Source organism: Mesorhizobium sp. LSJC285A00 (assembly GCF_000503155.1).
GTDB lineage: Bacteria > Pseudomonadota > Alphaproteobacteria > Rhizobiales > Rhizobiaceae > Mesorhizobium.
On record NZ_AYVK01000015.1, the window covers coordinates 62,084 to 75,213 of the forward strand.

Sequence of the window (13,130 nt, forward strand, 5' to 3'; positions counted from 1 at the left end):
GAAATCAGGGCGCGGATTTGGTCCGCGCCCTGATCCGGTCGGTTGATTACATCGTCTTTCCGGCGGCGAAGGCGTCGCGCTGGCCCTGACGTTCGGCGTCGGGAGCGGAAACCAGGCCGTACTGGGCGAGCGGGCTTTCCGGGCCGATCATCTGGTCATCAAGGAAGAACTCGACATATTCCTTGAGGCCGGGAACGACGCCCAGATGCGCCTTCTTGACGTAGAAGAACAACGGCCGCGACACGGGGTACGTGCCATCGGCGATGGTCTGCGTCGAAGGCACGATGCCTTCCACGGTAGCGACCTTCAGCTTGTCGGCATTGTTCTCGTAGAAGGCGAGGCCGAACACGCCAACGCCGGTCTTGTTGGAGTCGATGCGGGCCAGCGTCTCGGTGTAGTCGCCATCGATGTCGACAGCCTTGCCGTCCTTGCGGATGGCGATGCAGGTCTTGCCGATTTCCTTGTCGTCGGCGATGCCGGCAGCCTTCAAAGCGGCCTTGTCGCAGCCGGCGTCGAGCAGCTTGGTCTCGAACACTTCACGGGTGCCGTGCTTCTCACCCGGGATATAGGCGGCGATATCCCAGTCGGGCAGCTTCGGATTGACCTGGTTCCACTTGGTGTTCGGGTTGTCGACCAGCTTGCCGTCGACCACCAGCTTGGCGGCGAGCGCCTTGTAGATGTCGGCGGGAACCAGCGCCCAGTCCGGACCCTTGATGTCGGTGGCAAAGACGATGCCGTCATAGCCGATGCGGACTTCCTGGACGTCCTTGACGCCGGCGTCGGCGCAGGACTTCAGCTCGTCCTTCTTGATCGGGCGCGAGGAGTTGGCGATGTCGATCGTGTCTTCGCCGACGCCCTTGCAGAACTCCTTGATGCCGGCGCCGCTGCCGCCGGACTCGACCACCGGGGTCTTGAAGTTGGTGAAGGTTTCGCCGAACTGCTCGGCGACGATCTTGGCGTAAGGCAGCACGGTCGACGAACCGGCGACCTGGATCTGGTCACGCGCAGCGGCGACACCGGACGATGCGGCGAACGCTACCGCCACGGCCGATGCCGTAACGAGGAATTTCTTCATGTGGCCTGCTCCTGTTCGGAAGATGGTCTCTTGGCGCCCTCTTCAAACCGGCGCCCGCTGAGGCCAATAGCCTTCGATTATTACAGTCGCATGACAGTTTCGTGTCAGCCCGGTAACGTCGCACAGACGTCTTGTGGGCCGCACCCTTTAAGCCGGTTGGTGGGAATGGAAGTTGCCGCTGGAATCAGACGCTTGCGCAATTCGTGCTGGCATCAAGTCCCGGCACACCGCAGGCCGCGATGCCGAGAAAGAAAAACCGGACGGGAGCGCGTTGCCCGTGGCCAGAGCGAATCTTGGCCGAGCCATCGCCAAAAACAGGTCCGTTGGGGTAGATTCGACGCTGTTTCTTGTCGGCGGTCGCTTGCTCCCGCCCGTAACTGAATGAGCGGTTTCGTTGCGACCATTGTCCTGACTGGGCGCTAGCTTTGATATGGTGCGATCGCACCATAGCCTTGGCTGTTGCGGCGCGGCCGAATCCCGGCGGCGCCGCAGGTTGCTATCCAGCGTCTCGTTGGGCTTCGCCTGATATGCCGACCCAGCGCTCGACCTTTTCGAGCAGCGCCCTGGGGCTGATCGGCTTGGGCAGATAGTCGTCCATGCCGGCTTCCAGGCAGCGCTCGCGGTCGCCCTTCAAGGCATGCGCGGTGACGCCGACGATCGGGATATGCATACCCGTATGTTCTTCAAGCCGGCGAATTGCGGCGGTGGCCTCGAGCCCGTTCATCTCCGGCATCGAGACGTCCATCAGGATCATGCGCGGATTAAGCCGGCCGAAGGCATCGAGCGCCTTGCGCCCGTTGCCGACGATTTCGAAACTGTAGCCGGTTTCGCCGATTATCTGGGTGAACACCATCTGGTTCACCTCATTGTCTTCGGCAACGAGGATGTCGAGCCGGCGTTCGTCCCCGGCGGCCCGGGCGCGGGCACGAACCGGCGGCGGTTGCAGCAAGGCGCGTTCCGATGCAGCGAGCGGCGGCTTTGCCGGCGACGGTTCGTGCCTGTCGCCGCCGGAACCGCTGCTTGCCGCCGGCAGCACACGGCCGCCCGTGATATTGTGATGGTGGCGCTGGATGGTGGCGACCAGCGTTTCCAGAAGCACCGAGGAACGCGCCGGCTTGATCAGCTGGGCGTCGATGCCGAGATCGCGATAGCTGGTGTTGGCGAGCGACTGGTCGACCGAGGTCAGCATGATGATCGGCGTGTCGGCCAGCCCTGCGGTGTTGCGCACGACGCGCGCCATTTCGGCGCCGCTCATCCCCGGCATCTGATAATCGAGCACGACGCAGTCGACCGGCACGCCGTAGGCAGCCGCGGCGACCAGCACCTTGAGCCCTTCGGGTCCGCTTTCGGCGGCGCAGGAATCGAAGGTCCATGACGCCATCTGCTCGCTCAGGATCGATCGGTTGACGGCATTGTCGTCAACGATCAGCACCCGTGAGCCGGTCACGTCGACCGGCATGATCCGCCGTCCGGTCTGTTCCTCGGCCCTGGGCAATGTCACGGTGAACCAGAAGGTCGAGCCCTTGCCTTCGGCGCTCTCGACACCGATCTCGCCGCCCATCAACTCGACCAGCCGCGAGGTGATGGCGAGCCCGAGCCCTGTGCCTTCGTGGCGTCTGGTCGACGAGGTGTCGGCCTGACTGAATTTTTCGAAGACGAGCTTCAGTTTCTGCTGCGGAATGCCTATGCCGGTGTCGGTGACCGAAACGGTAAGCTTTGTCCCCGTCGGCCCCCTTTGTCCGGTCACGTCGACCAGCACGTGGCCTTCGTCGGTAAACTTCACCGCGTTGCCGACCAGATTGGTGACGATCTGCCTGACGCGACCGACATCGCCGACGAACAGGCTTTCCAGGCCCGGCTCGACGCGCACGATGAGCTCGAGGTCCTTCTCCTTGGCGCGCGTCGATATCAGCGTCGCCACATCCTCGATCGCTTCGGGCAGGTTGAAGGGCGCAGGGTCGAGCACCAGCTGTCCGGCATCGATCTTGGAGAAGTCCAGTATGTCGTTGATGATGGTCAAGAGCGCGTTACCCGACTTGACGATGATATCGGTGAACGTCTTCTGCTTGGGATCGAGGTCGGATTTGGCCAGCAACTCGGCCATGCCGAGTACGCCGTTCATCGGCGTGCGGATCTCGTGGCTCATATTGGCCAGGAATTCCGACTTGGCGCGGTCGGCCAGCACGGCGCGCTGGCGCGCCTCGCGCAGTTCGGCCTCGCGCAGCTTCAGTTCGGTGATGTCGGTGGTCGACCCAATCAGATAGAGCGAACCGTCGGACGCGATCATCGCGCCCTTGCGGGCGAACTGGTGGCGCACGCTGCCGTCGGCAAGCGTCACCGTTTCCTCGATCTCCTGTGTATCGCCTGTGCGCAGCACGGCGAGATCGCTGTTGACGAAGGCTTCGCCGTCTTCGCCGAAAATCTCGATGTCCGTCTTGCCGATCGCGTCTTCCCTGCGGAGGCCGGTGAGGTCACACCAACCCTTGTTGACGTAGAACTGCCTGAGGTCGGAGCGCTTGGCGTAGATCGACACCGGCACGTTGTCGATGAGATTGCGGAACACCTCGTTCTCGCGCATGCTCTCTTCCAGCGCCTGCTCGCGCGCCTTGACGTCGGTGATGTCGGTGCTGGAGCCGACAAGGTGCACCGACCCATCGAGCGCCACCAGCCGGCTCTTGCGCGTCATCAATTGCCGCACCGTGCCGTCGCGATGGGTAACGGGCTCCTCGATCTCGCGGCCGCGGCCGGTGACGACGACCTCGGTGTCGTCATGGGTGTAGGTTTCGGCGTCGTCGATGCCGAAAAGCTGGAGATCGGTCCGGCCGATGACTTCCTCCTTGGGGATGCCGGTCAGCGCGCACCAGGCCTTGTTGACGAATTCCATGCTCAGATCCTGCGCCTTGATGAAGGCGGCGACCGGCAGTTCGTCCATGACGTGGCGGAACAGGTCGATCTGGCGCATGCTTTCCTGCAGCGCCTTTTCGCGGCTCTTGATCTCCGAGATGTCGACGCGCACGCCGATGAAGGTGCCGTCCTCGGTGCGCATATCGTAGACCTGATACCAGCGGCCGTCCGCATTGAGGCGCTCATAGGACGAGTTGGGCAGGCGATAGCGGGCGAGGATGGCATTGAGCCAGACATCGGGGTCGCCTTCATAGAGCCTATCGATTTCTCGATCGCCGCTCGATCGGAAATAGCCGACCGAATGTCCGAGTTCCAGGGCCTCGCGGAAGCTGCGGCCGGGCTGCCATGCCGGTTTCAGCTCCGGCAGCGTGTCCTGCAGCTTGCGGTTTGCAAAGACGAACTTGTCGTCGCGGTCATAGATGATGACGGCCGCCGGCAGCGACTCCAGCACCGTGGCGAGGTTCTTGCGGGCGTCCTCGGCTTCGGTCTCGCGGCGCTTCATGTCGGAGATGTCGAACAGGAAACCGGCGACATAGTTGCGGCCGCTGGGCATGCCGACGCGGTTCTTGCGCACGATGCGCGAGCGGCTGGCGCCCTCGGCGTCGAAAGTCTCCTCGACCTCGTAGGGCGTGCCGGTCGCCAGCACGGCGCGTTCGCTGTCTTCGAATTGGGCGGCGTCCTTTTGCTTGAGGAAGTCGCCGCCGGGCCTGCCCAGCATCGCTTGCGGGCTCTGTCCGAACAGTGCCGAAAACGCCTCATTGACGAAGACGAAACGCAGATTGTCGTCCTTGACGAAGATCGGATCCTTGACGCCGTTGATCACCGCCTCGGCCAGCCGCGATTTCTCCAGCGCTAGGGCGAGTTCAGCCTCGCGATCTTTCATGTTGGTGACGTCGACATAGGAGATCAGCCTTTTGCCGCCGGCGAGCGGCGCCAGCGATGCAATCAGCGTACGGCCGTCATTGCGTGGCAATTGCCTGGAGCCCACCAGGCCGGCCGAGATTTCTGCTTCGCGCTCGGCGATGTGGCCCTGCCATTCGGCATCGTCAGCACCGTACGGGTCCATATCGCGGCTGGCCTGCATCAGTTCGCGGAAGCCGCAGCCGATGCCGGCGCGTCGGGGATCGATTTCCCAGAAATCATAGAAGGCGCGGTTGATCACCTCCGCGCGCATGTCCGCATCAAGGACGAGCACGCCGATCGGCATCTGGTCGACCATCGTGCGAAGATTGGCGAAGGTCTCCGTAATTTTGGCGTTGGCACTCTCGATCTCTGCGTCGCGACGCTTGAGCTCGGAGACGTCGTAGTAGGTCAACAGCCGCTTGCCGCCGGACAATGCCGTCACCGAGAACATCATCGTCCTGCCGTTGGCATGGAGAAATTCGCGTGGCGCAACCGAGCCGGCGCTGATCTCCTCGATGCGGGTGGCTAGGTAGTGCCGCCACTGCTGTTCATCGAGATCGCCGTAGATGCCGTTGCGGCGGTTGAGTTCCATCAACAGACTGAACGGCGCGCCGACAGTGACGGCGCCGTCGGGAATCCTGGAGAGCTCGCGATAGGCCTTGTTGACGATGAGCGTGTCGAACTTCGCGTCAAGCACCACGACGCCCATATGCATGGCATCCATTGTCCGCTCGAGATCGGCGAGGTGCTGCGTAGCCTCGCCGGCCGGCGGATCGCTCTCGTCCTGCCGCAGTTCGTCCAGCGCACCGGCCAGTGCCGTGACGTTGCGGCCGATGCCGCGATAGCCGATGAATTCGCCTTCGCCGTCGAACCGCGGGGAACCGGTGATCGAAACCCAGCGGCAGCCGGGACGGCCGCCCTTCAACTCATAAACAAAGTCGCGAAACGGCCGATGCGCCTGCAGATCCTCCAGATGCGCGGCGGCGTGTCGATTGCCGTGCACCATCTGCTTGAGGAAATCGAAGCGGAAACGGCCAAGAATGCTGGCGGGAGCGATGCCGGTGGCGGCCTGGTAGTTCTCCGAAAGCCAGGAAAAGCGCAGCTCGGCGTCGGTCTCCCAGACCCAGTCGGCGCCGGCCCCGACCAGTTCGCGCAGCGCTTCGGGCGACCCCCCGACGGACGTATCCTCGCCGTTCACCACCCCTTTTCGGGAACCGCGTCCGCCGCGTGTTCCAACAGTCCCGTCAGCCATCCCGTTCCCACCCCGAAAGCCAAGGCCGAACCCCCTCAGCGGTTCGCCGGCGGAATGTGCCCGAGAAGCATTAATGATCCGCTAACCATAACCAATCCAGACTGCGGCCAGAGCCACATTGCCCTGCGGTATTCCGCCGGTTGTCGGCGGAACCCCGGCCGGGCTATAAGTCGGCGGGGGTGTTGCTGATGACCGGTTGGATCGTGCCTTGTTTCCTGTGCATGGCGCTGCTTGCGGGCAGCGGCTGCGCACGCAGCTATGACGGCACGGTGGTGATCCCGAAGCCGCTCGATATCAGGCGGGTCTGGGATCGCGATCCGTCGCAGACTGAGGCCAGCCGGATGCAGGCGGCAGCCGGTGTGTTTCCGACGCCGCCGCCGCAGGAGCCCTACCGGCCCGCGGCACGCAGGCACACAACACAAATAGCCGCGCCAAGGCGGCACGTCAGGTCCAGCCCTCCCAGCATGGCTTCCGAACCGGCCAATCCGCTCACCTGCAAGAATGTCAGCGAACCCGGCAAACGCTACAGGATGGTTTGCGAATAGCTGGTACTAGAGCAATTCCAGGAAAAGTGTGAAACGGTTTTCCGTCCGGAATTGCGTAAAACAAAGACATAGAGCGGTTCGCCGTTTCGGTGAAACGGTGAAACGCTCTAGGCGCAGGTTACTCCGCCGGGAAGAAAGCCGGCCCGACCACCCTGACCGGCCGCGAGCCGGCCAATGGCTCGACCGACTGTCGCTGGGCGGCGCCCCTGGCCTCTGCAGCGTCTGCGCCAGGCTGGGGAATTTGCGCCACGGTGCCAAGATCCGGCTTCGCTGACGGCAAAGGAATGATCGCGTTGGCCATATTGGCTGGCGTCACCGTGCGCGCTCTCAGCTCGGCAACGCGCTGGTGATAGCGCTTGAGGTCGCAGGCCCTGAAGTTCGCATCATTGCGATATTTGAAGGCCGTCGGCAGGTCCTTGTAGGATGTGCGCGTATCGAGCGCGACCATCTTTTCGGTTTCAAGGCTTGGGTCCCTGAGCGTGTACAGGTCGACGCCGGCATCGTCGCAGATGTAGCGGCACTGGTCGACCATCTCCTTGACATCGCCGCCTTGCACGAACTGCGATTTCGGCGCCGGGAAGAAATAGCCGTCGGAGAGACGAACGCAAAACAGCATCGAATTGCTGCCGATCATGGCGCCAGCAGGACGCTGTCTTTGTTGCCCGGCGGCGGGCGTGCAGCCGAGCGCGACGAGCCTGGCCTGCAGTCCGGACGCATCCCGGCGCGAAATCGCGGCGCCGGCGATCTGGCGTTGCACCTGTGTGCGGCTTTTGGCGAGGTCGGCGCAAGCATTGAAGAAGCCCCCCACCGCACTTTGCGCCGTGCACCGGCGTTGCCTCTCCAGCCCCTGGATCGCCGCAAGCTGGCGACGTAGCTGCGCAAGCTCGGAGCTGATCCCGCCGCTGCGGCCGGACGGTGCCAGCTGGCTCCTGAGCGCGGCGCATGGATCGGCAAGGGAAGCCGAAATGCCGAGGACGCTTGCCGCTACCGACACCAGTGCAAAGGTCACGACAAGCCACAAATGCATCATCGGCGACACCTGGTCCTTGTACCCCTGTGGAGCCGATCGCCGCTCCAGCCGATTGAGCCTCAATGCGTGAGGCAAGTCTAATTGAAGAGACGCCAAGAACCGCCAGGTATTTTATGCCGAGTGTATTATGCCGGTTCCCGTAAATTCGCTATTACACTTTTGTTTCAAGATTGAGACGTAGCCAGGCTCCGGCGAGCCCAGGCCGCCGCAATCATCGATCCCGCCTTATCGGCCCTTGCGGATGAAACCTTTCTCCGGTGTCTCGCGTTGTGTCGGGCAAAGGAGACCGAAGATGTCTATTCACTTCACTGTCTCTGGCCTGACCAGGAACCTGTTCCACTCGCTGGGGCTGGACCATGAGCGGGCGCCGAGAGCGCTCGATCCCGAACAGAGCCTGTTGCTGGAATGCTATCTCGCCGGACAGATTCCGGAATCCGCCTGGGCCGACTACGTCTTCGAGGCGCCGGAACTGCAGCGGCATGTGGATATCAGGCGCCCGCACAACTGATCAGAGCAATTCCAGGAAAAGTGCGAGCGGTTTCCGTCCGGAATTGCGTCAAGACAACGGGGGGCGGGTCGCCGTTTCGGCGAAACGGTGAAACGCTCGCCCGCTCGCCTACTGCTTGGGCGAAGCGAATTGCAGGGTGAAGACATTGCCCGCGAGGCCTTGCGCCAGCGTCGGCGAAAAGCTCAACGGCAAGCACTTTTGCAGGGCAGTGGTTGCGGCGTCGACGAACGACTTCCTGGTATCCGCATCGCCATCGACCTTGATCGCCGTCGGCCGCGGCGGACCGATCAGCGTGCCGTCGCGCTTGAAGCTGAAGCTCAAGGTGACGCTGGCATTTCCAACACCCGCCGGCGGCGTCCAGCACGCCTGGATGGCATCGCCGACCTCCGCCATCGTGTCGAGCGGCGCGGCATTGCACGGGTAGCCTCCGACCAACACAACACCGGCAATCGCAAACACTCTCGCTACGCCCTTCATCGCAAAGCTCCTCGTGTGTCGTCCGCCGACCATGATGGTAGGGTCGAAGCAGACGATGGCAATATGCCTGATGTCGGACTTTACAGCATGAGACGTGCCTGATGGCGCATCGGCGAAAAGCAAAAGGCCGGCATTGCGCCGACCTTTCCCTTCACCCTTGCGCCAGTACATCCGTGGTCGCGCGGTGCCTTCAATAGACAGCGTTCTGGTTAATGAATCCTTAGCTTTACGCGCTGGCCTGCGACTTCACATAGGCGATGTAGCCGCGCACGTCGCCGGCCGGCTCGGCATAGGCCTTACCGAGTTTCTTCTCCATCGCCGCGACATACTCCTTGGCCCATTTTGGCAGCGCATAGTCGATGACGGCCAGGAACTCCAGCGTCGATGCCAGGCGTATGTCGGCGATCGACGGGTGCTTGCCGCCGATGAACGGCTTGCCGTCCCTGAAGAAGGAGTGAAACACCTCCAGCGGCTCGGCAATCGCCGCCATGGCGGCCTTCTGCGCCTCGGACTTCTTCTCCGGATGAGCGTCGCTATGGCCGACCTCGCCGGCATAGTGCGGGAAACCCAGCGCCGGATAGGTGGCGCGCGCCACATACGGGTAGAGCGTGCCGATCAGGTAGAACATGGCGCTGTCGACCATCGCCCGCTTGGCCGGTGCCTTGGGATAGAATTTCTCCAGCCCGTGCTTGTTGGCGAGATACTGCATGATGGCACAGCTCTCCCACAGCACGCCGCGCGGCAGCCCCTTGTCCTCGATCATCGGCGTCAGATGCGCCGGATTGCGCGCCATATATTCGGGCGAGCGCGTGTGGCCCCAGGCGTCAGTCTCGGCGGCGTCGAACCCGGCCGCACGGGCAAACACCCGGACGGTCATGTTGTTGACGCTCGGCTTCAGCATCGAGAGCTTCAGCGCCGGTTTTTTCGCCGCCTTGACCTTCGGCGCGGATTTCTTGGCAGCCGGCTTTGTCGCGGCTTTCGCGGCCGGCTTCGCGGCTGCCTTCGGCGCGGCCTTTACGGCCGCCTTTGCGGCCGGCTTCGCTGCCGCTTTTGCTGCTGGCTTGGCCGCTGGTTTGCCAGCGCTCTTAACTGTCTTTGCCATTATGGTCCTCCCCTTTTGCTGGCCGTCAGTATGGATTCTTCGGCGTCCGGTCGTCCGACAAGGTCGCGCGCGACCGTTCGACCAGCGTCTGGATCGCGTCGGCAAGGTGCACTTCGGCGATGTTGTAGTCGCCGCGCGCAACGCGCAGCTTGTGCGCCTGCATCAGCACATCGGCGTGGGTGAAGCCGGCCGGCGGCTCAAAGCGATAGGACGCCAGCTCGATCAAGAGGCCGAGCGGATCCTCGAAATAGATCGAATCCATGAAGCCGCGATCCTTGACGCCGCTGTGCTTGATGGCGCGCTCGTCGAGCCGGGCGACCGCCTGCAGGAAGGTCACGCGCGACACCGAGAACGCAATATGATGGACGCAGCCCGGTTCGGTGGGCGTGCGCCGCTTGACCGGCGTGCGGCTCTCGTCGGTGAAGACGGTGATCAGCCTGCCGTCGCCGGGATCGAAATAAAGATGGCTTTCGCTTGGCTTGTCGAGGTTGGGCTGCTCGAAAATGAACGGCATGCCGAGCACGCCTTCCCAGAAATCGATCGAGGTCCGGCGGCCGGCGCCGACGAGCGTGATGTGATGGACGCCCTGCGACTGCAGTTTCTGCATCGGTCTCCTCCTCGCCGACCCTCGCCTATGTTCCCCGGCGTCTTGCGCGCCGCAAAGAGCCCTTTGGCTAGGCTTCGTACAGTGATGCTAGTGCAATTGGCAGCGCCGCGCCAGAAGCTCGCGGAGACTGCCGGCGCTGGATGGTGAAAGAGGCTTAAGGTTGCATGACCTGAGGCTACGCAACGGCTCTGAGTTCGGCCTCCGCCAGGGTACCCAGGCCCGCGCATTCGGCACATGCCATGGTCTGCCCGGGACAGCCGGCCCGATGCGTGCCTTGCGGGCAGCAATGCCCTTTCGACTCACGCCATTTCAAGCAATCGAAAACCTGCCCGCTGCCGTGACAGCACGGGCATATCATTTTTGCCGAATTCATGCCTGCTATGCCCAACCAAATCCGCGTTGCCGCAGATGCTATCCCCGCACCGCAAGTAACAGAGATCGCTACGCTTTCAAGGTCGCGGCCTGACTTAAATTGGGTGTATTCGGGTGCGCGGACTTGCCGAATTTCGCTGATGCCGCCGACCCTCGCGGTCACACGCGATCCGCGCGGCTGCTGCCCGAAATTTTCGATGATGCGGAAGGAAAGTCGTTGCTTGGTACGCCCAAGGGGAATCGAACCCCTGTTCCCGCCGTGAGAGGGCGGTGTCCTGACCGCTAGACGATGGGCGCGTTCAAGAACCGGCGATATAGGCTGACGGTTTGGAAAAAGCAACTGGCTTCGAACGGCCGGACCGCTTCTGTGCAATGTCGGTTCGTGGACCTAGCGTTTCGGCTCGATCAGGTCCCACAGATTGCCATAGAGGTCGGCGAAAACCGCCACGGTGCCGTAAGGCTCATGGCGTGGCGTTTCGTGGAACTCGACGCCGTTCTCCAGCATCGTCGCATGGTCCGTGGCAAAATCATCGGTTTCGAGAAACAAAACCACGCGGCCTCCGGTCTGGTCGCCGACGCGGCTCTTCTGCACATCGTCCAACGCCTCCGCCAGAAGCAGCCGGGGCCCTTGCCCGACCGCCGGCGTTACCGTCACCCAGCGCTTGCCGTCGCCGAGCTCGATGTCGTCGCAGAGGACAAAGCCAAGCTTGCCGACATACCAGGCGATCGCCTCGTCATAGTCGGCGACGACGAGCGTGATGGTTGCGATGCGGCGATGTTCGGCAAACCCGGTCATTGTTTCGGCCCGGCTATTTGTTGCGGATGGCGAAGCGGCCGATGATACGGCGCTCGGCGATGTCGTAGACAAAGATGGTGCGGCTGCCGTCGCTGAGCTCGGCGTCGATCGAAATGCGATTGCCCGACAGAGCCTGGCTAATCACCTTGGCTCCGACCGGGAGCACTATGTCGGCCGCGAGCGGCTCGCCGGGCGGAACTGGAATGTCGTTGGCGAGCGGCGGGTTCGCGGGCGGCGCCCTGCGCGATTTGTAGACAATGGCCGCGATCACCACCATAAGGGCCAGCAAAAGCAGGCCGAGATTGATGGCCATGAAGCGGATGAGCCTGCCGCGCACCTTTTCGATCTCGGGATCGAGCGGCTTTTCTTCTTCATCGGCAACGGGCCGGGCCATGGCAGAACTTTCCGGAACTTTTTCGATGAGCGCTCATAACGAAGAGACCCCTGAATTGATAGAGGCTGTACAATTCATAGAGGCGGCGCCGACCGTGCTCGAAGCCGGCGCGGAAGCGGCCGGCCAGCGCCTCGACCAATGGCTGGCGAGCGCCCTCGGGCCTGACATGTCGCGCAGCCGGGTGCAGATGCTGATCCGGCAAGGTGCCGTTTCGATCGACGGCAAGCCGGTCGACGAGACCAAGCGCAAGATGAGTGCCGGCGAGCGCGTATCGGTCGTCAGGCCCGAGCCGGAACCGGCCGAACCGCAAGGCGAGGCCATCGCGCTCGACGTGCTTTATGAGGACGACGAGTTGATCGTCATCAACAAGCCGGCCGGCCTCGTCGTCCATCCCGGCGCCGGCAACTGGACCGGCACGCTGGTCAATGCCCTGATCCACCACTGCGGCGACAGTCTCTCAGGCATTGGCGGCGTCAGGCGGCCGGGCATCGTCCATCGGCTGGACAAGGAAACCAGCGGCGTCATGGTGGTGGCCAAGACCGACCGCGCCCACAAGGCGCTGTCGGAGGCCTTTGCCGACCACGGCCGCACCGGCGACCTCGAACGTGCTTATCTGGCGCTGGTCTGGGGAATCCCGTCGCGGCCGACCGGAACGGTCGACGCGCCGCTTGGCCGTGCCGCCGACCGCGTGCGCCGCGCCGTCGTGCCGGAAGGCCGTGACGACGCCCGCCACGCCGTCACGCATTTCACCGTCAAGGAGCGTTTCGGCGAAAACCAGCAGCCGTTTGCCGCCGCCAGCCTGGTCGAATGCCGGCTGGAAACCGGCCGCACCCACCAGATCCGCGTCCACATGGCTCATATCGGCCACCCCGTCATCGGCGACCCGGATTACGGCCAGGCCTTCCGCACCAAGGCCAACCGGCTGCCCGAGCCGCTGAAAACCCAGGTCAAGGCATTTTCCAGGCAAGCTTTGCATGCCTGGCTCCTTGCATTTCGGCACCCGGCTACCCATTTACCGATGAGGTTCGAGGCGCCGATACCGGGGGACATGGAGGAACTCGTCGGCGGCTTCCGCAAGCTCTGAACCCGAGCAATTCCAGGAAAAGTGTGAAACGGTTTTCCGTCCGGAATTGCGTCTAAACAAGCCAGCTAAAACCTGAGCGGC

Annotated in this window: 11 protein-coding genes and 1 tRNA gene; 3 read left to right on the forward strand and 9 right to left on the reverse strand. The window is 63.1% G+C overall.

Annotation, left to right across the window (positions count from 1 at the left end; translation table 11 throughout):
* Window positions 1–46: 46 nt before the first annotated feature.
* Together X726_RS154015 and X726_RS154010 are read right to left on the reverse strand one after the other, a co-directional pair.
* Entirely contained in the window at window positions 47–1,075 is a 1,029-nt protein-coding gene (locus tag X726_RS154015; protein WP_023670113.1) for a substrate-binding domain-containing protein, read from the reverse strand.
* Window positions 1,076–1,571: 496 nt separating this feature from the next.
* Entirely contained in the window at window positions 1,572–6,080 is a 4,509-nt protein-coding gene (locus tag X726_RS154010) for a PAS domain-containing protein (protein ID WP_245272111.1), read from the reverse strand.
* 242 nt (window positions 6,081–6,322) lie between these two features.
* On the opposite strand from X726_RS154010, the gene X726_RS154005 reads away from it, so the two are divergent.
* Entirely contained in the window at window positions 6,323–6,679 is a 357-nt protein-coding gene (locus X726_RS154005; RefSeq protein ID WP_023670115.1) for a hypothetical protein, read from the forward strand.
* Window positions 6,680–6,797: 118 nt separating this feature from the next.
* Here X726_RS154005 and X726_RS154000 read toward each other — a convergent pair whose 3' ends face one another.
* Complete coding sequence (locus tag X726_RS154000) at window positions 6,798–7,709, reverse strand: DUF2865 domain-containing protein (protein ID WP_023670116.1); 912 nt, start codon at window positions 7,707–7,709, stop codon at window positions 6,798–6,800.
* Window positions 7,710–8,001: 292 nt separating this feature from the next.
* Between X726_RS154000 and X726_RS153995 the strand changes: the two genes are divergently transcribed.
* Window positions 8,002–8,217, forward strand: a complete 216-nt coding sequence (locus tag X726_RS153995; protein ID WP_023670117.1) for a hypothetical protein — start codon at window positions 8,002–8,004, stop codon at window positions 8,215–8,217.
* A 108-nt stretch (window positions 8,218–8,325) separates the two neighbouring features.
* On the opposite strand, the gene X726_RS153990 is transcribed toward X726_RS153995, so the two are convergent.
* The 6 genes from X726_RS153990 to X726_RS153965 form a co-directional block, all read right to left on the reverse strand.
* Complete coding sequence (locus X726_RS153990) at window positions 8,326–8,694, reverse strand: hypothetical protein (protein ID WP_023670118.1); 369 nt, start codon at window positions 8,692–8,694, stop codon at window positions 8,326–8,328.
* A 226-nt stretch (window positions 8,695–8,920) separates the two neighbouring features.
* Complete coding sequence (locus X726_RS153985; RefSeq protein ID WP_023670119.1) at window positions 8,921–9,796, reverse strand: glutathione S-transferase family protein; 876 nt, start codon at window positions 9,794–9,796, stop codon at window positions 8,921–8,923.
* Window positions 9,797–9,821: 25 nt separating this feature from the next.
* Entirely contained in the window at window positions 9,822–10,403 is a 582-nt protein-coding gene (locus tag X726_RS153980; RefSeq protein ID WP_023670120.1) for a VOC family protein, read from the reverse strand.
* Window positions 10,404–10,997: 594 nt separating this feature from the next.
* Window positions 10,998–11,072, reverse strand: a tRNA-Glu gene (locus tag X726_RS153975).
* A 91-nt stretch (window positions 11,073–11,163) separates the two neighbouring features.
* Entirely contained in the window at window positions 11,164–11,571 is a 408-nt protein-coding gene (locus tag X726_RS153970; RefSeq protein WP_023670121.1) for a VOC family protein, read from the reverse strand.
* 13 nt (window positions 11,572–11,584) lie between these two features.
* The gene (locus X726_RS153965) at window positions 11,585–11,965 is read right to left on the reverse strand and encodes a hypothetical protein (RefSeq protein ID WP_023670122.1); all 381 of its coding nucleotides are present in this window, start codon (window positions 11,963–11,965) and stop codon (window positions 11,585–11,587) included.
* A gap of 25 nt (window positions 11,966–11,990) precedes the next feature.
* Between X726_RS153965 and X726_RS153960 the strand changes: the two genes are divergently transcribed.
* The gene (locus X726_RS153960; RefSeq protein ID WP_023670123.1) at window positions 11,991–13,049 is read left to right on the forward strand and encodes an RluA family pseudouridine synthase; all 1,059 of its coding nucleotides are present in this window, start codon (window positions 11,991–11,993) and stop codon (window positions 13,047–13,049) included.
* Window positions 13,050–13,130 lie beyond the last annotated feature (81 nt).

Bases quoted from the DNA above. Each gene is read 5' to 3' on its own strand.
- X726_RS154015 (WP_023670113.1), bottom strand. From the start codon at position 1,075: ATGAAGAAATTCCTCGTTACGGCATCGGCCGTGGCGGTAGCGTTCGCC.
- X726_RS154005 (WP_023670115.1), top strand. From the start codon at position 6,323: ATGACCGGTTGGATCGTGCCTTGTTTCCTGTGCATGGCGCTGCTTGCG.
- X726_RS154000 (WP_023670116.1), bottom strand. From the start codon at position 7,709: ATGATGCATTTGTGGCTTGTCGTGACCTTTGCACTGGTGTCGGTAGCG.
- X726_RS153995 (WP_023670117.1), top strand. From the start codon at position 8,002: ATGTCTATTCACTTCACTGTCTCTGGCCTGACCAGGAACCTGTTCCAC.
- X726_RS153990 (WP_023670118.1), bottom strand. From the start codon at position 8,694: ATGAAGGGCGTAGCGAGAGTGTTTGCGATTGCCGGTGTTGTGTTGGTC.
- X726_RS153985 (WP_023670119.1), bottom strand. From the start codon at position 9,796: ATGGCAAAGACAGTTAAGAGCGCTGGCAAACCAGCGGCCAAGCCAGCA.
- X726_RS153980 (WP_023670120.1), bottom strand. From the start codon at position 10,403: ATGCAGAAACTGCAGTCGCAGGGCGTCCATCACATCACGCTCGTCGGC.
- X726_RS153970 (WP_023670121.1), bottom strand. From the start codon at position 11,571: ATGACCGGGTTTGCCGAACATCGCCGCATCGCAACCATCACGCTCGTC.
- X726_RS153965 (WP_023670122.1), bottom strand. From the start codon at position 11,965: ATGGCCCGGCCCGTTGCCGATGAAGAAGAAAAGCCGCTCGATCCCGAG.
- X726_RS153960 (WP_023670123.1), top strand. From the start codon at position 11,991: ATGAGCGCTCATAACGAAGAGACCCCTGAATTGATAGAGGCTGTACAA.